Consider the following 19,742-nt stretch of genomic DNA (forward strand, 5'->3'; position numbering starts at 1 on the left):
CCCCCATCCGACTTCGGCTGCTCGGGGTACGCCCCACCCTGAAACTATTGTCTAAGCTCAGGATTAAGCATGAGGGCTCAGCCATGTGCGGACGACTTTCGCAGTATCGAGGTGTTCACGAGTTCGTGGCGGCGTTGAGTATGCCCAACGCCTTGGTCAACAATGCTGGCGATCAGCCGCTCGAACTCTACAACGCCGCGCCGTCGACTCAGCTCGCCTTGTTCCACGAGGAAAGCGGCATGCTGCACGCCGACAGGGTTCGTTGGGGCTGGCGACCGCACTGGGCCAGGGATCACGCAACACCGATCAACGCCCGGGTTGAGAAAGTCGCCCACGACCCATTCTTCAAGGAGATATGGCCGCACCGGGCAATTATTGCCATCGACAACTGGTTTGAATGGGTTTACGAGGGCGGTCCGAAGAAACAGCCTTACCTGATCCGTCGCAAGGATCACGCGCCGATCCTGTGCGCCGCCATTGGTCAGTATCCAAGGTACGAAAAGGAGCCGGACGAGCATGACGGCTTCGTGATCATCACCGCGGACAGTGAAGGTGGCATGGTGGATCTTCACGACCGTCGGCCTGTGACGCTCAGTCCCGAACTGGCCCGGGAATGGATTGACCCCTACACGCCCAAGGAGCGCGCCGAGCAGATGCTCCTGCAGCAACGCGAACCTTGCGACGTCTTCGAATGGTTCAAAGTGGACATGGCCGTGGGCAATGTGAAGAACCAGGGCTCAGAACTGATAGAGCCTATCTAGGGCCTGAGCACCATGACCCGCCCCAATCAATCCGTCACCATGACGAGTGGAGATAAAACAATCTGAACCCGCACTTCCCCTCCAAGTCGAAAAATTGGCAGCCCTTAATCACTGAAGCATCACTTTAAAGGAGTCTTTTCATGAAGATTTCGGAAGTCATGACGAAAGATGTTTTAACAGCCAAGCCAAGCCAGACGATCCAGGAGGCCGCAAACATGATGGCCAGGATCGATAGCGGCGCCATCATGGTTGAGGAGCAAGAGCGTCTGATTGGCATGATCACGGACCGGGATATAGCCATCAGAGCTGTAGCCGAAGGACTCCCCGGCAAAACCCCTATCAGTAAAGTAATGACTGGCGGCATCCGCTATTGCTTTGAGGATGAAGACATAGAGCATGTGGCAAAGAACATGGCGGACGTGCAACTGCGTCGCCTGCCCGTGCTCAACCGAGACAAGCGTCTGGTTGGCGTCGTGTCGCTGGGAAACATTGCCAGCACTCGATCTCAATCCGCCGCTGCGACGGTTTTGCGCGGAGTGGCACAGGCTCATCATTAACCGGGCCGCCAAGCGTTCATCAGGATTAAAACTCGCATGGATCTGGCACGCTCGCCTGGCCTGGAATCCCGTTCGAAACCCGGTTTCAGGGTCAGGCGAGTCCTTGTGCACACATCCACCGCAACCGTCTCGCAGAGATAACCTTCCCACACCCAGCGCGTCGTTCGCTGGGGCGCATGCTTATTGCGCGACACATCAGTTTGGCTCGACGAGCAGGTCTTTGTCCTCCGCGCCTAGCGCCGGCTCCTGGTCTTCCAATTTGTCGGTTTCACGCTTCTTTTTCAGTCGGGCTCGAGTGCGCTCGGTGTCATAGGTTTTTCCGTCGGCCAAGGCATTCAGGGTTGTTGAAATCCGATAGAAACCACCACACGGCTCACAATAAATACGCAAGCCGCCCCCGAACGAAAGATCTTCCAGCGCATTAGTGTTTCCACACAGCGGACAGCTCATAGCCACCTCCTGATCATTCAGTTAGCCGCTTTCAGCCCGCCATAAATGCTGACAACCTGGGTAGGGTGTGATGACGAATAGCGGGGACATGTTGATATCGACAGGGGCTATCCATGGAGGTTGCTTGTTTTTTTCGATAGATCGAGCAATATCTGCGTGAGCCCCTGTAGGAGCTGCCAAAGGCTGCGATCTTTTGATCTTGATCTTTCAGGAGCTGCTGAAGATCAAAAGATCGCAGCCTTCGGCAGCTCCTACAGGGGGATGGTGTTTCAGCCAGGACAGACGGATTCTAATCCGCAACCAACGGCTGCCTGGAACGACTCGGCGCGAAGACCGACCTTTCCTCGGTGTCGCGATGCAACAAGGAAACGAAGTAGTCATAGGTGGATATCAACGGCACCGGATCGTCATTGCGCGCCATCTCAAGCCATCGTCTTGTGCGTTCGATGTCAAAGAACTCGTTCTTGAGTTTCATTTTCGCCACAAGGTTCGCCGAGACCTTGTAGCGTCCACAACCGGCCGAGCATTTGACTTCTGACCAGTCTCCAGCCGCGTGAACAGTGTTAGAGGCAGCCTGACAGATTAGGCACTTCATGTTCGATCTCCGTATCCATGAACTACCAACTGTAGACGATCCGCGACCAAGGAGCGTTCACTTGGAAGAAAGATAAGAACCTCAAAAAGTGAAGAGCCCAGCGCAATGGCTGGGCTCCGGTTATCTTCTGTTTTCCAGCATCTTATCGGCGAGTGCTTTGGCCCTTTGGATTAACAGATTCTGCCTGTCTTCGTGGGTGGCTTCTCCAACCACCGGTGCCGTCAGATTGCTTTCGGCAATCAACGCGGCACAGAAGTATTGATCCCAAACAGCGCTTTGCTCCGACTCCTGTCTGTTCATTTGGTCGGCGATCATATGCGGCTCCTTTTGATGAGGTAGCCTCTTTAGTTTACGCCACGAATGGTGGGCTACCCACGTCGCGAAGGATGATCGGCAATCTCATTGCAATGCCAATCGCTGGCGACAAATCGTTTCCTCAACTAGGATTTTTACCGTACAGGACTTCGCCCACTGTGTTTTCGGGCGACTCACCAAAGGAGAGATAGATGACATCTACTCGTATTTCCGAGCAAACCTATCGTGGTTGGTCCACCCCCATCCTGCTCGAACTGAAGGAAAGAGAACACCAGCTAGACCCTTCCGCACGCCAGGCTCTGCAGAATGTCCTGGTAGAAAGAAGGCTTGTAAACACCGGAAACCCTGCTGGCAGTGATCGGCGCAAGGCTGATCCGGCCAAGTAACAGACATCAAGTTTTCGTCCACCCCACGCTGCTGGCACTCTGTCGGCAGCGTGCTCATAAGCAATCACCAAATTCCAGACAAAAAAAAAGCCCAGGCAGCTGATGGACGCCTGGGCTTTAAAAATGCATAAACCGTGGTGGTGAACGCGGGGCAATATTACCTAATCGCGTGACTTGTAACAAGATATTCTGACTCACTATCCAGTTACTAAATATCCTAACTCATTAAATATCCACACTATTTTCAAGTCATCCACTGACTGCGCCACGTTCCTGGATTCCGACATATGGCTCCGACATACGGCACAGGCGTCCTCCATAAACGGAGCACGAAATGAAGCGAGCGTTACAAACAATCCCGGACAGCTTGGCGCAGCGCCCCTGACTTCGCCCACGGTGGCCCTTGGTAAAGCGACACCTGGCTGCCATCCTTCGATTTCACGATAACCAGAATTTCGTCAGCCGTGATGATGCTCGGCGCGGTGATCCGGTAGCCATTGGAAATCGCCGATTGCGTCGATCCCGCAATCTCCTGACGCCATAACGGCAATACACACGCGGCATATTCCTTGGGCGCCTTCTCGCTGTATTTGCTGATATTGGGTTCGCCCGGCACCACGGATGCGGGTAATGAACAGCCCGCCAACACAGCCACCGCTATTCCCGCTATCAACATGCGCATAAACGCTTCCTTATCCTGAAAAACGGGAAATGTAGCCTGTACTTATGCATACATCCAGCGGACAGCCGGTGATGTCTCTACAAAGGGGCTTCGCCCTGCCCCGGCTCGGCTCCCGAGCCCGAATCGGGATACGACCTCGCATTCAGGTACGTCATCCATCGCTCGTACGCTTCATGCTGCCATTTCGTGACCCGCTCCCATTCCGGGCCGCTCAGTTGATGGGCCGAGATCAGTTTCATCATTTCCGTGGTTGCCGCATCCAGGTCAACGATCAGCTCATGCGCGTGGTGTCTGAAATCATCGGTAGTCGTCATTTGAGATGGCCTCCCTAGCGAATGAATCATTACCTCAATACGACAGCAGAGCTGCTCACCCGCGTTAATGTTCCCGACCAATGGAAGCACCTTCCATCACTATCCCTTCACACAGATCACCTGTCGCAAGGTGTGCAGTACTTCCACCAGATCACGCTGGGCGTACATGACTTTGTCGATGTCCTTGTAAGCCATCGGAATCTCATCGATGACCGCCGCATCCTTGCGGCACTCCACATGAGCGGTCGCGCGAATCTGGTCTGCGACAGTGAAGGTATTTTTGGCTTTGGTGCGGCTCATGGTCCGACCGGCACCGTGGCTGCAGGAACAGAACGATTGCTCGTTGCCGAGACCCCGAACGATGAAGCTTTTGGCCCCCATGGAGCCGGGAATGATCCCCAGCTCGCCCTTCTTCGCCGACACCGCGCCCTTGCGGGTGACCAGGACGTCTTCACCGAAGTGCCGCTCTTTCTGCACGTAATTGTGGTGGCAGTTCACTGCCTCCAGCGCGACCTCGAAAGGTTTGCGAATCACTTGCCGCGCTGCCTGAATCACCGCCTGCATCATCAACGCGCGGTTCTGCCGGGCGAAGTCCTGAGCCCAGCCCACCGCTTCGACGTAGTCATCGAAATGCCGGCTGCCTTCCTTGAAATAGGCCAGATCGCGGTCCGGCAGATTGGCGATGTGCTGGCGCATGTCCGCTTGGGCCAATTGAATGAACAGGGTCCCGATGGCATTGCCAACGCCGCGAGAACCGCTGTGCAGCATGAACCAGACGCGGTTGGCCTCGTCCAGGCAGACCTCGATGAAGTGATTACCGGTACCTAGGGTGCCCAGGTGATGGCGGTTGTTGGTACTGGCAAGTTTCGGGTACTTGTCGGTGATCGCCTTGAACCGTGAGCTCAGCGCCGCCCAGGCTTGATCGGCCTGCTGTGGAACATGGTTCCAGGCGCCTTCATCGCGTCGGCCACGGCTCAACGTGCGGCCATGGGGCACGGCCTTTTCGATGGCAGTGCGCAAGCCGTGCAGGTTGTCCGGCAAATCGGCGGCGGTCAGCGAAGTGCGCGCGGCGATCATGCCGCAGCCGATGTCCACCCCCACGGCCGCCGGAATGATCGCGCCCACGGTGGGGATCACGCTGCCGATGGTGGACCCTTTGCCCAGATGCACATCCGGCATCACCGCCAGGTGCTTGAAGATGAACGGCATCTTCGCGGTATTGATCAATTGCTGCCGGGCTTCGCTTTCAACCGGAACACCCTCGGTCCAGAGTTTGATCGGCTTGCCGTTGGCGACTTCCAGCAGTTGGTAGACAGGTTGTTGCATGATTTCGACTCTCTTGCGATCAGACGAACATAACGCTCCAGACAGGTAAATGGGATTACTATTTCGTAGCGGGGAATTGCAGGAGGTCATCATGTGGCTTAACGAATATGAACAGCAACTTCGGCGCGACCTGCAAGGTGTAGCCTCGGACCTGAGGTGGTCGGCGGTAGAGCTTTTGCGCATCGCAGAACAGCTGCGCCAGGCCGGCAATGATGTGGACGCAGAGGCAACGCTGAGGCTGTGCGCGTTATTCCAGGGCGATGAAGAGCGACTGGCGGGCTATGCTGAAGAAGTGAAAGCAAAATCCATCACTCGAACGAAAGTTCACTAGAGAGCGCTGTCATGAACAAGCCTCTATGCGCGCTGATCGCCGTGCTGGCGGCGCCAGGTGGCTGTAGCACGGAATCACACGTTTATCGAGACCAACCGCTGGTCGCCAAGGTCGAGACCGGCATGAGCAAGGACCAAGTCCAGCAGATTGGCGGCCAGCCTTTATCGATAACGCAGCGCACGGTGGAACCTGGTACCTGCTTTGACTACAAGCTGACCCAGGCCGGCCATCAGCAGCCGTATAACGTCAGTTTCGACAGCCAAGGCAAGGTCGACCACAAAAGTTTCATGACCTGCGCGCAATGGAGTCGTGCCCAACAAAAAGCCAGAGAATATTATTCCCCTTCGACGGGCGGGATGGGTGGCAGCGGTTACTGATTCCCGACCTGCTATAAAGCCCCGGCGAACCGGGGCTTCAAGTGCACTATTTATCTGATTTCTGGCTTTCTGATTTGTGGCTACGCGACGCTTTGCCCGACCGGGCTCTGTAGGCGGGAAGCGAAGCCGCATAGGCCAGTGCTTCCTCTCTGCTGCCAAAGGCTCCAAGCCGGTCACCTTTGGTGCACACCCGCCAGGGGCCGTTGTTCACGCTGAGTACGTCGTAGCCGTTCATGTGCATTTTAGTCAGCATCGGAACGCTCATAGTCACCTCCATTTCGGCAGTGATAGTCCTGGATCGACTCAACTACCTTACACCCGACCTTCATTGAAGTGCCAACCAGACGTCGCGTCAGGATTCCGGCATTTCATTGCACTTTCAGCCGGCCTGTCGACTCCAACCCTTGAAGCAGACACTTCTGCGGATTTCGGTCTGAATATTGCATTTTCATGACTGATTTGTGACAGACAGCAGTCGGGTAACCCATGAAAGTACGTGCAACCGTCATTTGCGAGCAGGATCGGCATATTCTCTTCGTGCGCAAACCCAGGGGGCGCTGGACCCTGCCGGGCGGAAAAGTCGAGCCTGGCGAAACTGCTGCGGGCGCGGCCACAAGAGAGCTTTACGAAGAAACAGGGCTTGAGGTCGACGACCTGCTGTACTTGATGGAGTGGGAAACGACCAGCACTCGGCACCATGTCTACGAGGCGTTGGTCGTAAACCTGGCGGCGGCTCGACCACAGAATGAAATCTTTGACTGCATCTGGTATCCGCTGGACGCGGTACAGAACCTGAACACAAGCGACGCCACGCTCAGAATCGTCAAAGCGTTTCAGCGTCGCTTATAAGTCACAGATACTCAGGCTTTAGCCGACGACACTAGCGAGCTTCTCAGCCCAAATCGCCGCCACCGACCGGCATGATCATGCCGGTGATGTAGGAGGCTTCGTCGCTGGCCAGAAACAGAATAGCGCTTGCCTGCTCATCCAGCGTGCCGTAGCGCTTCATCAAACTGCTGTCGAGGGTCTGGTCGACAATCTGCTGATACCAGAGTTTTTCCTGAGCGCTTTGCTGCGCGGTGTTGCGCGGGATCAGCCGTGGCGGCGCCTCGGTGCCACCAGGAGCGGTCGCGTTGACCCGCACGCCACGACCGGCCGTTTCGAACGCCAGGCAAGCGGTCAGCGCATTGACCCCGCCCTTCGCCGCACCGTACGGCACGCGATTGACGCTGCGGGTCGCAATGGACGAAACGTTGACGATGGCGCCGCTACCTTGTTCGAGCATGAACGGCAGCGCGGCATGGCAGCACCACAATGTCGGGAACAACGAACGGCGAACTTCGGCTTCGATCTGCGCCTCTTCATAGTGCTCGAAAGGCTTGGCCCAGATCGTGCCGCCGACGTTATTGACCAGCACATCGAGGCGATCAAAACGTTCGACAGCGGTGCGCATCACACGGCTGCATTCGCTGTACTGCTCAAGGTCGGCGGTCAGGGCAAGTACCTGGCTGCCCTGCCCCAATTCCTTCTGGAGTTCGAACACCAGGTCGGAGCGGTCGACCAAAATCAGACGCGCACCTTCGGCGGCCATGCGTTCAGCCACACGCCGGCCGATGCCTTGGGCGGCACCGGTGATCAACGCGACTTTTTCGTGGAATCTGTTCATGTGTACCTCGTGACGACGACCACTTCCTGTAGGAGCTGCCGAAGGCTGCGATCTTTTGACTTTGTTTTTAAAAGACAAGATCAAAAGATCGCAGCCTTCGGCAGCTCCTACGGGCGTGCATCGCTGCAGAAAATTTTCAGGCCGCGCTGGCGGCAAATTTCTCGTAGTAGAAGTTCACTGGCGCAAAGCCTTGTTCGCGGATGAACTGGCTGACCGCTTCGACCATCGGCGGCGGGCCGCACAGGTAGACGTCGACGTCGCCATCGTTCAAATGCCGTGGCTCGATGTGTTGGGTCACGTAGCCCTTGAGCGGGTGCCGACTGTCGGGATTGGCCACGCAGGCGCTAAAGCTGAAGTTCGGAATTCGCGCGGCGAAGGTTTCGAGTCGATCGAGTTCCACCAGGTCGAAATCGTTGGTCACGCCATAGATCAAATGCAGCGGATGCTCGCTGCCCTGTTCGGCGATTCTTTCCAGCATCGCGGTGAACGGCGCCAGACCGGTGCCACCGGCCAGCAACAACAATGGACGGCGGATGTCGCGCAGATAGAAGCTGCCCAAAGGTCCGGCCAGGCTCATGCTGTCGCCGGCCTTGGCCATGCCGGTCAGGAAACTGCTCATCAAGCCGCCGGGTACGTTGCGAATCAGAAAACTCACTTCTCCGTCACGCTGCAACGAACTGAACGAGTAAGCGCGAGTCTGCTCGCTGCCGGGAACCCCGAGGTTCACATACTGCCCCGGCAGGAACGCCAGTTTGCTCAGGGCTTCGCCCTTGATCGACAGTGCGATGGTGCTGTCGGACAGCTGCCGCACGGCGCTGATGGTCGCGTCGTAGCTGGCCTGACGGGTGCGGCAGACATCCGACGAAACCGGCACCCGCACCACGCAATCGCTCTGCGCACGCATCTGGCAGGTCAGGACAAAACCCTGTTGCGCTTCGCCGGCGCTGAGCGCGTCTTCGATGTAGTCCTCGCCCAAGTCATAGCGGCCGGCCTCGGCGAAGCATTTGCAGGTTCCGCAGGCGCCGTCGCGGCAGTCCAGTGGAATATTGATGCCCTGGCGATACGCGGCATCGGCCACGGTTTCCCCAGCGTTGGCGTCGATGAAACGGGTGACGCCGTCTTCGAAATTGAACGCAATGGAATGAGTCATGACGGCCGCCTCAGAGGTGGTAAACATCAATGACCTGGCGAACGTAGTCGTTCTTCAGGATCACTTTTTTGGCCTTGATCAACGGGTTTTCACCGCGTACATCGAGGGTGTAGAAACTGCTGCCGAAATAGCTGTCGACGGTCTTGTAGCGAAAGCTCAGGGTGTGCCAGTTGAAGCGCACCTTGCACAGCCCGTCAGCCTGTTCGATCAGCTCGATATTGCTGAGGTTGTGCGAGGTGCGGGTGTCCGGCACGCTGGCGCTGGAACGCTCGGTCTTGATGCGGAAGATGCGGTCTTCCAGGCCGGTGCGGTTGCCGTACCAGATCAGCGAGATTTCCCGCTGCGGGTCTTCAGTCAGCTCGTCGTTGTCGTCCCAGGACGGCATCCAGAATGTTGCGTCGGGCGCGTACAACTCCAGCCAGTCGTCCCATTGTTTGTCGTCGAGGTAGCGTGCTTCGCGATAGAGAAAATCGCGCACGACGTCATAGGTGATGGTCATTGCACAGCCTCCACTGCAATCAGTCCGGACTGTTCAGCGGCCAACGCCTTGAGCATCGTTTGCTGCCAATACTTGTGTTGCAGCACAAACAGGCCTTCGTCTTCGGTGCGCACGCCGCTGAGCAGCGGGTGCAGGTCGATCTCTTTGGCCGCGTCATCGGCGCCTTCAACCCAGTGTTCGGCGCCACGGGACATGTCGTTCCAGGCGGTAACGCTGCCCTGATAACCCGTCTGGCAGGAGCGAAACTCTTCCAGATCGTCCGGGGTCGCCATGCCGCTGACGTTGAAGAAATCCTCGTACTGACGAATCCGGCTCGAGCGGGCGTGGTCGCTTTCGCCTTTGGGGGCGATGCAGTAAATGGTGATTTCGGTGCGGTTGACCGAGATCGGCCGGGCGATGCGAATCTGCGAGCTGAACTGGTCCATCAGGTACACGTTCGGGTACAGGCACAGGTTGCGCGAGTTCTCGATCATCCAGTTGGCGCGGGCCTGGCCGAAGTCCCGGGCCAACTCGTCGCGACGCTCGTACAGCGGACGGTCTTCGGGGTTGGACCAACGGGTCCAGAGCAGCATGTGGCCCTTGTCGAAGGAATAGAAACCACCGCCCTGCTTGGCCCAGGTGCCGGCGCTCATGGTCGGATTGCAATCGCCGGCTTCGCGCTGCTTGCGCTGGTTCTGGGTCGCCGCGTAGTTCCAGTGCACCGAGCTGACGTGATAGCCGTCGGCACCGTTTTCGGCGGTGAGTTTCCAGTTGCCTTCGTAGATGTAACTGGATGAGCCGCGCAGCACTTCCAGGCCATCGGCGGACTGATCGACGATCATGTCGATGATCTTCGCCGACTCACCCAAGTGCTCCACCAATGGCACCACGTCAGACTTGAGGCTGCCGAACAGGAAACCGCGATAGGATTCGAAACGCGCGACTTTGGTCAGGTCGTGGGAGCCTTCGCAGTTGAAGCTCGCCGGGTAGCCGGCCGCCGCCGGGTCCTTGACCTTGAGCAGCTTGCCGGAGTTGTTGAAGGTCCAGCCGTGGAATGGGCAGGTGTACGAACTCTTGTTGCCGGTCTTGTGTCGGCAGAGCATCGCTCCACGGTGGCTGCATGCGTTGATAAAGGCGTTCAGTTCACCGTCTTTGTTGCGCGCGATGAAGACCGACTGACGTCCCATGGTGGTGGTGTAGAAATCGTTGTTGTTGGGGATCTGGCTTTCATGGGCGAGGTACAGCCAGTTGCCTTCAAAGATGTGTTCCATCTCGAGGTCGAACAGCCGCGGATCGGTGAACATCTCGCGCTTGCAGCGATAGATGCCCTGCTCAGGGTCTTCTTCAAGCAGGGAGTGAAGGTATTCAGGTCGCAGGGTCATGGCCGCCGCCTCCATTGTTTTTATTCAGGCAGGGCCATGCTAGGACGAGGGGATGGGGCGGACTATCCGCCGGGTGCAGACCTGTATCCGTTTTGTGCAACAAGCGGTCGGTGGTTGATGATCGTTCCCACGCTCTGCGTGGGAATGCAGCCCGGGACGCTCCGCGTCCCTTCCAGAGCCGAACGCAGAGCGTCCGTTGAGGCATTCCCACGCGGGAGCGTGGGAACGATCAAACAGCGGTGGGTGGCGTTTGCGAGGTCAATGGCGGCGTTTGAGGGTATCCGATGGCAGTTCGCCGAACTGTCTGCGGTAGCTCTCAGAGAACCGGCCCAGGTGCAGAAAGCCGTAATCCATGGCCACTTCCGTGACGTTGCGCACGTTGCAGGTCGGGTCGCTCAGGTTGGCGTGGATGCGTTCGAGCTTTTTCTGCCGGATGTAGTTTTTCGGCGTGTCCCCCGCGTTGCGTTCGAACAACCCATACAGCGAACGCAGGCTCATCCGCGCCTGGCGTGCCAGTTCTTCGCTGTCGATGTCCTGCTTGAGGTTGCACGCAATGTAATCGACCAGCGCCTCGAACGTGGCCGAGGGTGAGCAGGGATCAGTGCGGATGACGTTGGTCTTCATCAGGCCAAGCATCTTGCTGACAACGATTTGCGCATAGTGCTCCTGCACCCGGGGAATCTGCTCGGTGGCCTCGGCTTCCTGGCAAATCATCGCCAGCAGACCGACAAAACCTTCCAGTTCATTAAGCTGATAACGGTTCTCCAGAAACCGTATGCCCTGCCCCGGATACCGCCAGCGCTGCTCTTCGCACACTGACTCCAGCAGCCGCGTGGGGACTTTCAGGATGAATTTTTCGCAATCACTGGAATAGGTCAGATCCACCGGATCATCGGGGTTGATCAGCAGTAACTCGCCAGGCGCGAAGTAATGTTCCTGACCATGGCCACGCCACAGGCAGTTGCCGCGCAGCAGCACTTGCAAGTGATAGATGCTGTCCAGCGCATGGGACATAACCCGCACGCTGGCGCCGTAACTGATGCGGCACAGGTCTAGACTGGCGAATTTGCGATGATCGAGGCTGGCCAGCGGCCGGCCGGCCCGAGGCATCTGGAGGCAATGATTGCCGACGTGCTGATTGACGTAGCCTGATACCGCGTAGGGGTCGGCATGGTCGAAGACTCTGCTGCGATGACTCAACAATTGCACTTGCATCATCGGATCACTCTCATTGTTATTGTTGATTGCGTCAGGCCATTCCAGGGCAGTGGTCGTAGCGGTTTGTCAGTAGGCTGAGAGGTTGGATGTTCGGGCCTCTTCGCGAGCAAGCCCGCTCCCACAGGGCCACGAGATAAACGGTCGGTTATCTCGTGGCCCGGTTCGGCTGGTTGAGGGTGTCAGTCCTCGAGCGCGCGAACCCGTTCGTGGCGTTGCTGCTCCTCAGGCTGGGCAGACGACTGCAGCGTGAAGTCAAAATCGATTTCGGCAAAACGACCGCTCACGCCATGGGCCGCCGCACGCTGCGGATCATCGCTGAAGGTGATCTTGGCAATCAGCTCATCACGGGTGGCGTAGGCGAAATCGTCATGCAGGTACTGATCGCCGTCGAGGTTGATCTGGGTGGTCAGGTGGCGATGATCCGCTGCCGAAATAAAAAAGTGGATGTGCGCCGGCCGCTGACCATGACGGCCCAGTTGATCGAGCAATTGCTGGGTCGGACCGTCCGGCGGGCAACCGTAGCCCGACGGCACGATGCTGCGAAAACGGTAACGACCCTCGGCATCGGTGACGATGCGTCGACGCAGGTTGAATTCCGATTGAGTGGTATCGAAGTACGAATAAGTGCCGCCGGTGTTGGCGTGCCAGACATCCACCACCGCACCGGCCAACGGTTCGCCGTCGGTATTCTTGACCTGGCCCTGCATGAACAGCACCACACCCGGATCGACGCCGTCATCCAGCCGCGCTTCGCCTTCCGATAGTGGCGCACCCGCCACATACAGCGGCCCTTCGATGGTCCGCGGTGTGCCGCCGGCTTTGCCGGCCTGCTCGTCTTCGGCGTCCATCAGCAGGTCGAGGTAATGCTCCAGACCGAGCCCGGCCACCACCAACCCGGCCTCTTGACGCGCGCCCAGCACGTTGAGGTAGTTGACGGCTTTCCAGAACTCTTCCGGGGTCACGGCCAGGTCTTCGATGATGTTCACCGAATCGCGCAGGATCCGGTAAATCAGCGCCTTGACCCGCGGATCGCCGGCTTCGTTATGCAGACCGCTAGCGTCTTCGAGAAACTTCTGGGCACTGGCAGTGTGGGAAATCTTGACGTTCATTTTGGTGGGTTCCTCATCTTGTAATTATTAGCGTAGCGAACTGAACAGGCTGGGTTCAGCGGTCATCCTCGCGAATGGAAGAAGGATGCCGGCACAGCGCGTTGACCTCGATGGCCATGTACGGGTACAGCGGCAATTGCATCAGCAGGTCGTGCAGTTCCTGAACGCTGTCGACATCGAACACGCTGTAATTGGCATAGAGCCCGGCGATGCGCCACAGATGACGCCACTTGCCTTGCTCTTGCAGGCGCTGGGCCAGGGCTTTTTCGTCGGCCTTGAGCTGAGCGGCGCGTTCCGGGTTCATGTCGACCGGTAAATTCACAGTCATTTTTACGTGAAACAGCATGATGCCCTCCTCAGGCTTGATGAACGGCAGTGGATGTGGCAGTGGATATTTTGTCCCGACGGAAAAACGCGAGGCGCTCTTCATCCAGAGTCAGGCCCAATCCGGGTGTTTGCGGGACGTGCAGTTGGAAATCGCGGTAGACCAATGGCTCGCTGAGGATGTCTTCGGTGAGCAGCAGCGGGCCGAACAACTCGGTGTCCCAGCCCAGTGTGTTCAGCGTGACAAAGGCATGGGCCGAGGCCAGCGTGCCGATACCGCCTTCGAGCATGGTGCCGCCGTACAGGCCAATACCGGCCGCCTCGGCAATCGCGGCGGTTCGCAGCACGGCGCGTGGGCCGCCGTTCTTGGCGATTTTCAGGGCGAATACCGAAGCGGCGCCTTCGCGGGCCAAGTTGAAAGCATCTTCCACGCACTCGATGGATTCATCGGCCATGATCGGCGCCGGGCTCACGGTATTCAGGCGCACCATGCCGGCGCGGTTATTGCGCGAGATCGGTTGTTCGATCAGGTCGATGCCGTTGCTTCCGAGGATCCGGCAAGCGCGCAACGCGACCGCTTCGTCCCAGGCCTGATTGACATCGACCCGCACGCTGGCGCGATCGCCCAGCGCCTTTTTGATCGCAATGACGTGGGCAAGGTCGCGGTTGACCTCGCCTGCGCCGATTTTCAGCTTGAAGATCCGATGGCGACGCAGGTCGAGCATTTTTTCCGCTTCGGCGATGTCCTTGGCGGTGTCGCCGCTGGCCAGGGTCCAGGCCACCGGCAGTGCATCGCGAACACGGCCACCCAGCAGTTCGCTGACTGGCAGGCCCAGGCGCTTGCCTTGGGCGTCGAGCAAGGCGCTTTCGATACCTGATTTGGCGAAGGTGTTGCCACGAATGCTGCGCTCCAGGCGCAACATCGCGGCATTCACATTGCTGCTGTCCTGGCCAAGCAGCAATGGCGCGAAGTGTTTATCGATATTGGTCTTGATGCTGTCCGGGCTTTCGTTGCCATAGGCCAGACCGCCAATGGTGGTCGACTCACCGACACCTTCAATGCCGTCGGCACAGCGCACACGAATGATCACCAGGGTCTGGTTCTGCATGGTGTGCATCGCCAGCTTGTGCGGGCGAATGGTCGGCAGATCGACGATGATCGTCTCGATCGATTCAATGGCAGTTGCACGCATGTCGATACCCGTCAGGTTCTTAAAGTTCTGGAACGGATTCTCGTACGGCTTTTTCCGGGCGGCCAATATAGAATTGGTCTGGCTCGATACCTTAAAGGTATTTAACAGATCAACGTCCGGAGGCCTCATGGAACTGCGTCACCTGCGGTATTTTCAGGTGTTGGCTCAAACCCTCAACTTCACCCGTGCCGCCGAACTGCTGCACATCGCCCAACCGCCGCTGAGCCGGCAGATCCAGCAGCTGGAGGACGAACTCGGGGTGCTTCTGCTGGAACGCGGTCGACCGCTGAAGCTGACCGACGCCGGGCGGTTTTTCCATGAACATTCCACCGCCCTGCTCGAACAGTTGGGCAAGGTGTGCGACAACACACGACGGATTGGTTTGGGTGAAAAGACCTGGCTGGGCATCGGCTTTGCGCCATCGACACTGTATGGCGTACTGCCGGAACTGATTCGCCGACTGCGCAGCGGTGAGCCGCTGGCGCTTGAGTTGGGGCTCTCGGAAATGACCACGTTGCAACAGGTGCAGGCGCTCAAGGCCGGGCGCATCGACATTGGTTTCGGGCGAATCCGCATTGACGACCCGGCGATCATCCAGACTGTTTTGACTGAAGACCGACTGGTCGCCGCCCTCCCCGCCGGCCATCCATTACTGGCCGGACCGATCAGCCTTCGTGACCTGGCAAAAGAACCCTTCGTGCTCTACCCCGGCAACCCGCGGCCCAGCTACGCCGACCATGTGATCGCGTTATTCGAATCCTATGGCGTACACATCAACGTGGCGCAATGGACCAACGAGCTGCAAACAGCAATCGGTCTGGTGGGGGCGGGAATCGGGGTGACGTTGGTGCCGGCCTCAGTGCAGTTGCTGCACCGCGACGACATTGGCTTTACCCCGGTGCTGGAAGACAACGCCACCTCGCCGATCATCCTCAGCAGGCGCGTGGGCGATGTATCGCCGGGGTTGAATCATTGTTTGCAGATGATTGATGAACTGCTGCCGCGCGACATGCTCTAGGCCATTACCCCGGCGAAGGCTCGGCGCCCGGCGCGCATTTCTGTGCGAAGTTCGCCGATCAGGTTGGAAATATCGCGGACACTGGTCAACTCGTCGGGCGACACGCCGGTGATCAACAGCTCAATCCGCCCGGTGCTGTGATCGAAGACCTTGATCCGCAACGTTTCATCGCGATTCACGGTGCACTCGCAGGACAGCGGTTTGAAACCGGACTCCACAATGCTGCAAAGCTGGGGAACTGGAACCATGGCGAGCGCCCTCGGGGACGGTTTTCCGATTGGATCCACTCAGCGTAGATCAACTTGCGCAACGCGCCAGCGAGTTTCGTAGGAGCTGGCGAAGCCTGCGATCTTTTGATCTTCGGCATTTTCGAAACCGCTGAAAATCAAAAGATCGCAGCCTGCGGCAGCTCCTACGCCGCTACACAGTCAATCGTCCGACATCACTCAGTGGGTATCTGCGCCCCATAACCAGTTCCAGATCCCTGGCAACTCAACCACCTCTGAACTGTCACGGACAGTACGCGCCATGGCCGCCCGCTGCAGCGCTGCCGTGTCGTCGTAAAACGCTTTCTGCGCCGTGACCAGACCTGTGGCATTGGCACTGTCGAGGAGGATTTGCAGGTATTCGCGGGTGTGTCGGGCGGTGTAGCGATTAAGGTCGTGAAAGGTCACCACCACCGGAATCACCCCGTCCACTGTCGGCAACTGGCCAAGAGCGATGCGCTCGCGGACTTCGGACAGTTGCCGCAGCATATTGGCCCGCCGACGGGGGCTGGCGTTGAAGCCCCAGATCTTGCCGTCATTGGCGCTCAGGTCGGTCAGCAGTACGTGCATGCCATGCTGTTGATAGGCCGCAAAGGTGCGCTTGTCGTAGTTCCAGAACGGCGGGCGCACCAGGGTCGGCGAGGTTTTGGTGATCGCGGCGATGTCTGCGCTGCCATCAGTGAGCGACTGTTCCAGTTCTTGCGTGTCCAAAGAACGATGGTTGGTGTGCCGGCGCGTGGCGGTGTGGAAGCCCAACAGGTGACCTTCGGCGTGTTCGCGACGCATGATTTGTCGACCCGTTTCACTGCCGCCGGCGCGTGAGTCACGGGTCTGCACGAAGAACACCGCTTTAATGTCGGGTTGCAGCGGATTGCGCGCGAGGCTATCGAGCACGGTGACGGTCGGGTTGTAAAAACCCGACGCGCTGGGCCCGTCGTCGAAGGTCAGCAGAAAGCGGATCGGCGCTTGCGTGCGCAGACTCTGTTGCGTCTGTGGCGTCATTTCAATGGGCGCGGCGATGCAGCCCAGCAGGCCGACTGCGATGGCGAACGCGGAGAAAACCTTGACCAGCTGCTTCATGTTTTGCCTTGGACCAGACCTTGCGGTCATCACGTTTAATGGCAATATTCCCTCGCCCATTCATCCCTCGACCGGCCCGCAGATCGCTGCGAGCCGAGGTTGGATAAGGGTACACAGTGTTTGGTTCCGGCGCCCGCTCCCGGACTCGCGTTATGCCTTCGATTTTCGGTTATTGCGCCAGCGCCTGCTGGAACGAGCTGTCGATAATCGGTGCCGTCGCCAGGGCGGCCGGCAATGCCTTGACCTTGAACAGGAAGTCCGCGGTGCTTTGCAGATCCGCCGCGGCTTGTTGATCCACCGGGCCGACGGTCATGTGCGCCTGGCGCAGCCAATGGCGCGAGACGTTCTGATCCAGGTTGGCCTTTTTCGCCCAAAGATCGGCGTACTCGTCGGTATGGCTGTCGACCCAGGCCCGGGCCTTTTTCAGACGGACCAGGAAGTCGGCAATGGCTTCGCGTTTGCTGTCGATCGAAGGCGTCGAAGCCGCGATGGCACTCAGGCCGGGCATCAGGTTTTTGGCGGTGAGAATCGGCCGGGCGCCAGAGAATAGAATCTGCTGGGAAATGTAGGGTTCCCAGACCGGAAACGCGTCGATGCTGCCTTGGGGTAACGCGGCGGCTGCATCAATCGGCATCAGTTTGATGAAGTCGACATAGTTATCCGGCAAATCGGCTTGCTCCAAGGCGCGCAGGGTCAGCTGCTGGCTCCAGGCGCCAGGCCAGTAAGCGACTTTCTTGCCCTTGAGATCGGCGACGGTCTTGACCGGCGAATCCTTGGGCACCAGCAAGGCGATGGTGTCCGGGTTCTGCCGCGACACGCCGATCAGCTTCACTGGCGCCTGTTTGGCGGCCAGAAACAGAAAACCTGAATCGCCGAGAAAACCCAGGTCCAATGCGCCGGTGTTCAGTGCTTCGGCCAACGGCGCAGCGGCCTGGAAGTGCTTCCAGTCGACGGTATAGGGCGCCCCTTGCAGCACACCCGAAGCCTCCACCGAGGCGCGAATGTTGTAGTAGTTCTGATCGCCGACGTGCAACACCACGGGGTCGGCGCCGTAGGTCAAAGGCGCGGCAAACAGCGCGCTGGTCAACAGACCGCGCAGGTATTGGGAGAGATTCATTGGGGCTCCTGGAAGGTCATTTTTATAGACCATAACGCTCTTACAGGAGTAATTTTAAATTCTATTTATGCATAAGCTCATGACCGGGAACAGTGCGTGTTTACCCAGCAACAGTGGCTCGACAGACTGCATTTCCCGGTGCATTTCTCCCAGCGACACATTGCCTTACCTGTGGGAGCCTGCTCGCGATGGCGGTGTAACTTCAGCGGATCAAAAGCAAAAGATCGCAGGCTGCGCCAGCTCCTACATTGGATAGCATTCCCCTGTAGGAGCTGCCGAAGGCTGCGATCTTTTGATCTTGCTTGCGGGTTTACCAAACTAAAAGCCCCGTTATCCAAGGCGGGGCTTTTGGGTATGTACAAGCTGATCAGGGCTTCAGCGGGCGTTCCTGGTCGCGGTCCGACAGTTCTTTACCGTCGTCGGGGTGCTTCCAGTCCGGCGTCGAACGCCTCTGCTGCTCAAGCTCTTCTTCCGTCGGTTCATCCACATCTTCATCCGGGTCCGGATGTTTTGGTTCAGTGGCCATGCTCACCTCTCTTCCTGAAGGGATCCTCTTTAAGCGTAGAACAGTTCCGCGTGTGACGACTCAGAGCCACCACCGCAGCAAAAAGAAGAACCCCATGCTCAACAACATGCTGAGCAAGGTGTTGCGTGTGTAGAGCACAAGGCCCACGGCCACCAGCGAACTGATCAGGTACGGGTTGTCCCACTGCAGGTTCAGCTGCTTGTCGGGCATGAACACGATCGGCCCGCAGATCGCCGTGAGCATGCCCGGCACCGCGAAACCGAGGAATTGCCGGGCATTGCTGCTCAAGCGCACCGGCAACCGAGGTTCGAGAAATACGTAGCGGTTCAGGAATACCAGCAGGCCCATCCCGATAATCACAGCCCAGACCATCATGTGCGCCCCACATAGAGTTTGTTGCAGATAAAGCCTGCGGTCATGCCCGCCAACCCCGACAGCACCAGGGCCGAGCCCCATTGCCAATAGCTGAACAGCACTGAACAGAACAGTGAGACCGCCACGCAAACCACTGTCGGAACGTTGCGCACCACTGGCGTGATCAAGGCGATAAAGGTCGCCGCGATGGAGAAGTCCAGCCCAAGGTGTTCAAGACCCGGAATGCTGCTGCCCAGCACAATGCCCGCCAGGGTGAAGAGGTTCCAGGCGATGTAAAACGTCAGGCCCACGCCCAAGGCATACCAGCGATTGAACTGCTGTTTGTCATGCTGGCTGGTCAGGGCGAACAACTCGTCGGTGAGCAAAAAGCCCAGTCCCACACGCCAGCGGCCCGGTAACGGGGAAATCACCGAACGCATGCTCATTCCGTAAAGCAAATGCTGGGAAGTCAGCAACAACGTGGTCAACAGAATCGAAAAGACCCCGGCGCCGCCCTTGAGCATGCCGATGGCGACCAATTGAGCCGCGCCGGCAAACACGATGCTCGACAGCCCCTGGCCTTGCAGCGGTGTGAGATTGGCCTCGATGGCCATGGAACCGGCCAGCAACCCCCAAGGCGCGGTCGCCAGGGACAACGGCATGATGGCCGCGGCACCGCGAAGGAATGCACTGCGCGGCATGAGTGAGTTGGACATAACGCTCTGCAACCAGGGAAAGACCCCAGACTGTGCCAGCAGTCGCGGTGG

The 19,742-nt window shown here is 58.3% G+C and carries 28 protein-coding genes; 7 read left to right on the plus strand and 21 right to left on the minus strand.

The features are described 5' to 3' along the window. Positions 1–83: 83 nt before the first annotated feature. Together F6R97_RS04700 and F6R97_RS04705 are read left to right on the plus strand one after the other, a co-directional pair. Complete coding sequence (locus F6R97_RS04700) at positions 84–761, plus strand: SOS response-associated peptidase family protein (RefSeq protein ID WP_038982770.1); 678 nt, start codon at positions 84–86, stop codon at positions 759–761. 140 nt (positions 762–901) lie between these two features. Next, positions 902–1,318 carry a CBS domain-containing protein gene (locus F6R97_RS04705; protein WP_038982771.1) on the plus strand — a complete coding sequence of 139 codons (417 nt, stop codon included), beginning with the start codon at positions 902–904 and terminating at the stop codon, positions 1,316–1,318. A 195-nt stretch (positions 1,319–1,513) separates the two neighbouring features. Here F6R97_RS04705 and F6R97_RS04710 read toward each other — a convergent pair whose 3' ends face one another. The 3 genes from F6R97_RS04710 to F6R97_RS04720 form a co-directional block, all read right to left on the minus strand. Beyond that, positions 1,514–1,768 (minus strand): hypothetical protein, encoded by a 255-nt coding sequence (locus F6R97_RS04710; protein WP_038982773.1) that lies wholly within the window; start codon positions 1,766–1,768, stop codon positions 1,514–1,516. Between the two features lie 289 nt (positions 1,769–2,057). Next, positions 2,058–2,363: a hypothetical protein gene (locus tag F6R97_RS04715; protein ID WP_038982774.1), complete on the minus strand. Its 306-nt coding sequence runs from the start codon at positions 2,361–2,363 to the stop codon at positions 2,058–2,060. Positions 2,364–2,483: 120 nt separating this feature from the next. Beyond that, the gene (locus tag F6R97_RS04720) at positions 2,484–2,678 is read right to left on the minus strand and encodes a hypothetical protein (protein WP_030130625.1); all 195 of its coding nucleotides are present in this window, start codon (positions 2,676–2,678) and stop codon (positions 2,484–2,486) included. A gap of 191 nt (positions 2,679–2,869) precedes the next feature. On the opposite strand from F6R97_RS04720, the gene F6R97_RS04725 reads away from it, so the two are divergent. Next, on the plus strand, positions 2,870–3,064 hold the full coding sequence (locus F6R97_RS04725) for a hypothetical protein (RefSeq protein ID WP_038982778.1): 195 nt from the start codon (positions 2,870–2,872) through the stop codon (positions 3,062–3,064). A 346-nt stretch (positions 3,065–3,410) separates the two neighbouring features. On the opposite strand, the gene F6R97_RS04730 is transcribed toward F6R97_RS04725, so the two are convergent. The 3 genes from F6R97_RS04730 to F6R97_RS04740 form a co-directional block, all read right to left on the minus strand. Beyond that, entirely contained in the window at positions 3,411–3,746 is a 336-nt protein-coding gene (locus F6R97_RS04730) for a hypothetical protein (RefSeq protein WP_048396980.1), read from the minus strand. Positions 3,747–3,823: 77 nt separating this feature from the next. Further along, on the minus strand, positions 3,824–4,060 hold the full coding sequence (locus F6R97_RS04735; protein WP_038982782.1) for a hypothetical protein: 237 nt from the start codon (positions 4,058–4,060) through the stop codon (positions 3,824–3,826). Between the two features lie 99 nt (positions 4,061–4,159). Then, positions 4,160–5,386, minus strand: coding sequence for an RtcB family protein (locus F6R97_RS04740; RefSeq protein ID WP_048396981.1), 1,227 nt, complete (start codon positions 5,384–5,386; stop codon positions 4,160–4,162). Positions 5,387–5,477: 91 nt separating this feature from the next. Between F6R97_RS04740 and F6R97_RS04745 the strand changes: the two genes are divergently transcribed. Beyond that, on the plus strand, positions 5,478–5,717 hold the full coding sequence (locus tag F6R97_RS04745) for a hypothetical protein (RefSeq protein ID WP_007895573.1): 240 nt from the start codon (positions 5,478–5,480) through the stop codon (positions 5,715–5,717). Between the two features lie 11 nt (positions 5,718–5,728). Then, entirely contained in the window at positions 5,729–6,094 is a 366-nt protein-coding gene (gene osmE / locus F6R97_RS04750; protein ID WP_038982784.1) for an osmotically-inducible lipoprotein OsmE, read from the plus strand. Between the two features lie 46 nt (positions 6,095–6,140). Here osmE and F6R97_RS04755 read toward each other — a convergent pair whose 3' ends face one another. After that, positions 6,141–6,359 carry a hypothetical protein gene (locus F6R97_RS04755; protein WP_038982785.1) on the minus strand — a complete coding sequence of 73 codons (219 nt, stop codon included), beginning with the start codon at positions 6,357–6,359 and terminating at the stop codon, positions 6,141–6,143. A 221-nt stretch (positions 6,360–6,580) separates the two neighbouring features. Between F6R97_RS04755 and F6R97_RS04760 the strand changes: the two genes are divergently transcribed. Continuing rightward, positions 6,581–6,943, plus strand: a complete 363-nt coding sequence (locus tag F6R97_RS04760) for an NUDIX hydrolase (RefSeq protein WP_038982786.1) — start codon at positions 6,581–6,583, stop codon at positions 6,941–6,943. 43 nt (positions 6,944–6,986) lie between these two features. Here the strand turns inward: F6R97_RS04760 and F6R97_RS04765 are convergent, their stop codons facing one another. The 8 genes from F6R97_RS04765 to F6R97_RS04800 all read right to left on the minus strand — a co-directional run bounded on the left by F6R97_RS04765 (position 6,987) and on the right by F6R97_RS04800 (position 14,614). Then, positions 6,987–7,760 (minus strand): 1,6-dihydroxycyclohexa-2,4-diene-1-carboxylate dehydrogenase, encoded by a 774-nt coding sequence (locus F6R97_RS04765; RefSeq protein WP_038982787.1) that lies wholly within the window; start codon positions 7,758–7,760, stop codon positions 6,987–6,989. Positions 7,761–7,896: 136 nt separating this feature from the next. Next, positions 7,897–8,910 carry a benzoate 1,2-dioxygenase electron transfer component BenC gene (gene benC, locus F6R97_RS04770; protein ID WP_038982788.1) on the minus strand — a complete coding sequence of 338 codons (1,014 nt, stop codon included), beginning with the start codon at positions 8,908–8,910 and terminating at the stop codon, positions 7,897–7,899. A gap of 10 nt (positions 8,911–8,920) precedes the next feature. Next, positions 8,921–9,409 (minus strand): benzoate 1,2-dioxygenase small subunit, encoded by a 489-nt coding sequence (gene benB, locus F6R97_RS04775; protein ID WP_048396988.1) that lies wholly within the window; start codon positions 9,407–9,409, stop codon positions 8,921–8,923. Further along, positions 9,406–10,770 carry a benzoate 1,2-dioxygenase large subunit gene (gene benA / locus F6R97_RS04780; RefSeq protein WP_038982790.1) on the minus strand — a complete coding sequence of 455 codons (1,365 nt, stop codon included), beginning with the start codon at positions 10,768–10,770 and terminating at the stop codon, positions 9,406–9,408. Before benA ends, benB begins: the two co-directional genes overlap by 4 nt. A 258-nt stretch (positions 10,771–11,028) precedes the next feature. Further along, positions 11,029–11,988 carry an AraC family transcriptional regulator gene (locus F6R97_RS04785; protein ID WP_315866141.1) on the minus strand — a complete coding sequence of 320 codons (960 nt, stop codon included), beginning with the start codon at positions 11,986–11,988 and terminating at the stop codon, positions 11,029–11,031. Between the two features lie 179 nt (positions 11,989–12,167). Then, a complete protein-coding gene (gene catA, locus F6R97_RS04790; protein WP_048396992.1) occupies positions 12,168–13,097 on the minus strand; it encodes a catechol 1,2-dioxygenase in 930 nt (309 codons plus the stop codon). Positions 13,098–13,152: 55 nt separating this feature from the next. Beyond that, positions 13,153–13,443 (minus strand): muconolactone Delta-isomerase, encoded by a 291-nt coding sequence (gene catC, locus F6R97_RS04795; protein WP_007936026.1) that lies wholly within the window; start codon positions 13,441–13,443, stop codon positions 13,153–13,155. 10 nt (positions 13,444–13,453) lie between these two features. Further along, positions 13,454–14,614, minus strand: coding sequence for a muconate cycloisomerase family protein (locus F6R97_RS04800; protein ID WP_315866142.1), 1,161 nt, complete (start codon positions 14,612–14,614; stop codon positions 13,454–13,456). Positions 14,615–14,741: 127 nt separating this feature from the next. Between F6R97_RS04800 and F6R97_RS04805 the strand changes: the two genes are divergently transcribed. Further along, positions 14,742–15,632, plus strand: a complete 891-nt coding sequence (locus F6R97_RS04805; protein ID WP_315866143.1) for a LysR family transcriptional regulator — start codon at positions 14,742–14,744, stop codon at positions 15,630–15,632. Here the strand turns inward: F6R97_RS04805 and F6R97_RS04810 are convergent. The 6 genes from F6R97_RS04810 to F6R97_RS04835 all read right to left on the minus strand — a co-directional run bounded on the left by F6R97_RS04810 (position 15,629) and on the right by F6R97_RS04835 (position 19,691). Then, positions 15,629–15,880: a DUF1652 domain-containing protein gene (locus F6R97_RS04810; protein ID WP_038982798.1), complete on the minus strand. Its 252-nt coding sequence runs from the start codon at positions 15,878–15,880 to the stop codon at positions 15,629–15,631. The two genes, F6R97_RS04805 and F6R97_RS04810, sit on opposite strands and share 4 nt — an antisense overlap. A gap of 198 nt (positions 15,881–16,078) precedes the next feature. After that, a complete protein-coding gene (locus F6R97_RS04815; RefSeq protein WP_315866144.1) occupies positions 16,079–16,978 on the minus strand; it encodes a polysaccharide deacetylase family protein in 900 nt (299 codons plus the stop codon). 169 nt (positions 16,979–17,147) lie between these two features. Next, on the minus strand, positions 17,148–18,095 hold the full coding sequence (locus tag F6R97_RS04820; RefSeq protein WP_315866145.1) for an ABC transporter substrate-binding protein: 948 nt from the start codon (positions 18,093–18,095) through the stop codon (positions 17,148–17,150). 367 nt (positions 18,096–18,462) lie between these two features. Beyond that, the gene (locus F6R97_RS04825; protein ID WP_174160222.1) at positions 18,463–18,621 is read right to left on the minus strand and encodes a hypothetical protein; all 159 of its coding nucleotides are present in this window, start codon (positions 18,619–18,621) and stop codon (positions 18,463–18,465) included. Between the two features lie 60 nt (positions 18,622–18,681). Beyond that, complete coding sequence (locus F6R97_RS04830) at positions 18,682–18,993, minus strand: AzlD domain-containing protein (protein WP_162830927.1); 312 nt, start codon at positions 18,991–18,993, stop codon at positions 18,682–18,684. Continuing rightward, on the minus strand, positions 18,993–19,691 hold the full coding sequence (locus F6R97_RS04835) for an AzlC family ABC transporter permease (RefSeq protein WP_032830637.1): 699 nt from the start codon (positions 19,689–19,691) through the stop codon (positions 18,993–18,995). Before F6R97_RS04835 ends, F6R97_RS04830 begins: the two co-directional genes overlap by 1 nt. Positions 19,692–19,742 lie beyond the last annotated feature (51 nt).

The organism is Pseudomonas sp. JV414 (assembly GCF_032424305.1).
Classification (GTDB): Bacteria; Pseudomonadota; Gammaproteobacteria; order Pseudomonadales; family Pseudomonadaceae; genus Aquipseudomonas; species Aquipseudomonas lini.

Excerpts from the sequence above, each read along its gene's own strand:
- F6R97_RS04700 (WP_038982770.1), top strand. The coding sequence starts at position 84 with ATGTGCGGACGACTTTCGCAGTATCGAGGTGTTCACGAGTTCGTGGCG.
- F6R97_RS04705 (WP_038982771.1), top strand. The coding sequence starts at position 902 with ATGAAGATTTCGGAAGTCATGACGAAAGATGTTTTAACAGCCAAGCCA.
- F6R97_RS04710 (WP_038982773.1), bottom strand. The coding sequence starts at position 1,768 with ATGAGCTGTCCGCTGTGTGGAAACACTAATGCGCTGGAAGATCTTTCG.
- F6R97_RS04715 (WP_038982774.1), bottom strand. The coding sequence starts at position 2,363 with ATGAAGTGCCTAATCTGTCAGGCTGCCTCTAACACTGTTCACGCGGCT.
- F6R97_RS04720 (WP_030130625.1), bottom strand. The coding sequence starts at position 2,678 with ATGATCGCCGACCAAATGAACAGACAGGAGTCGGAGCAAAGCGCTGTT.
- F6R97_RS04725 (WP_038982778.1), top strand. The coding sequence starts at position 2,870 with ATGACATCTACTCGTATTTCCGAGCAAACCTATCGTGGTTGGTCCACC.
- F6R97_RS04730 (WP_048396980.1), bottom strand. The coding sequence starts at position 3,746 with ATGCGCATGTTGATAGCGGGAATAGCGGTGGCTGTGTTGGCGGGCTGT.
- F6R97_RS04735 (WP_038982782.1), bottom strand. The coding sequence starts at position 4,060 with ATGACGACTACCGATGATTTCAGACACCACGCGCATGAGCTGATCGTT.
- F6R97_RS04740 (WP_048396981.1), bottom strand. The coding sequence starts at position 5,386 with ATGCAACAACCTGTCTACCAACTGCTGGAAGTCGCCAACGGCAAGCCG.
- F6R97_RS04745 (WP_007895573.1), top strand. The coding sequence starts at position 5,478 with ATGTGGCTTAACGAATATGAACAGCAACTTCGGCGCGACCTGCAAGGT.
- osmE (WP_038982784.1), top strand. The coding sequence starts at position 5,729 with ATGAACAAGCCTCTATGCGCGCTGATCGCCGTGCTGGCGGCGCCAGGT.
- F6R97_RS04755 (WP_038982785.1), bottom strand. The coding sequence starts at position 6,359 with ATGAGCGTTCCGATGCTGACTAAAATGCACATGAACGGCTACGACGTA.
- F6R97_RS04760 (WP_038982786.1), top strand. The coding sequence starts at position 6,581 with ATGAAAGTACGTGCAACCGTCATTTGCGAGCAGGATCGGCATATTCTC.
- F6R97_RS04765 (WP_038982787.1), bottom strand. The coding sequence starts at position 7,760 with ATGAACAGATTCCACGAAAAAGTCGCGTTGATCACCGGTGCCGCCCAA.
- benC (WP_038982788.1), bottom strand. The coding sequence starts at position 8,910 with ATGACTCATTCCATTGCGTTCAATTTCGAAGACGGCGTCACCCGTTTC.
- benB (WP_048396988.1), bottom strand. The coding sequence starts at position 9,409 with ATGACCATCACCTATGACGTCGTGCGCGATTTTCTCTATCGCGAAGCA.
- benA (WP_038982790.1), bottom strand. The coding sequence starts at position 10,770 with ATGACCCTGCGACCTGAATACCTTCACTCCCTGCTTGAAGAAGACCCT.
- F6R97_RS04785 (WP_315866141.1), bottom strand. The coding sequence starts at position 11,988 with ATGATGCAAGTGCAATTGTTGAGTCATCGCAGCAGAGTCTTCGACCAT.
- catA (WP_048396992.1), bottom strand. The coding sequence starts at position 13,097 with ATGAACGTCAAGATTTCCCACACTGCCAGTGCCCAGAAGTTTCTCGAA.
- catC (WP_007936026.1), bottom strand. The coding sequence starts at position 13,443 with ATGCTGTTTCACGTAAAAATGACTGTGAATTTACCGGTCGACATGAAC.
- F6R97_RS04800 (WP_315866142.1), bottom strand. The coding sequence starts at position 14,614 with ATGCGTGCAACTGCCATTGAATCGATCGAGACGATCATCGTCGATCTG.
- F6R97_RS04805 (WP_315866143.1), top strand. The coding sequence starts at position 14,742 with ATGGAACTGCGTCACCTGCGGTATTTTCAGGTGTTGGCTCAAACCCTC.
- F6R97_RS04810 (WP_038982798.1), bottom strand. The coding sequence starts at position 15,880 with ATGGTTCCAGTTCCCCAGCTTTGCAGCATTGTGGAGTCCGGTTTCAAA.
- F6R97_RS04815 (WP_315866144.1), bottom strand. The coding sequence starts at position 16,978 with ATGAAGCAGCTGGTCAAGGTTTTCTCCGCGTTCGCCATCGCAGTCGGC.
- F6R97_RS04820 (WP_315866145.1), bottom strand. The coding sequence starts at position 18,095 with ATGAATCTCTCCCAATACCTGCGCGGTCTGTTGACCAGCGCGCTGTTT.
- F6R97_RS04825 (WP_174160222.1), bottom strand. The coding sequence starts at position 18,621 with ATGGCCACTGAACCAAAACATCCGGACCCGGATGAAGATGTGGATGAA.
- F6R97_RS04830 (WP_162830927.1), bottom strand. The coding sequence starts at position 18,993 with ATGGTCTGGGCTGTGATTATCGGGATGGGCCTGCTGGTATTCCTGAAC.
- F6R97_RS04835 (WP_032830637.1), bottom strand. The coding sequence starts at position 19,691 with ATGTCCAACTCACTCATGCCGCGCAGTGCATTCCTTCGCGGTGCCGCG.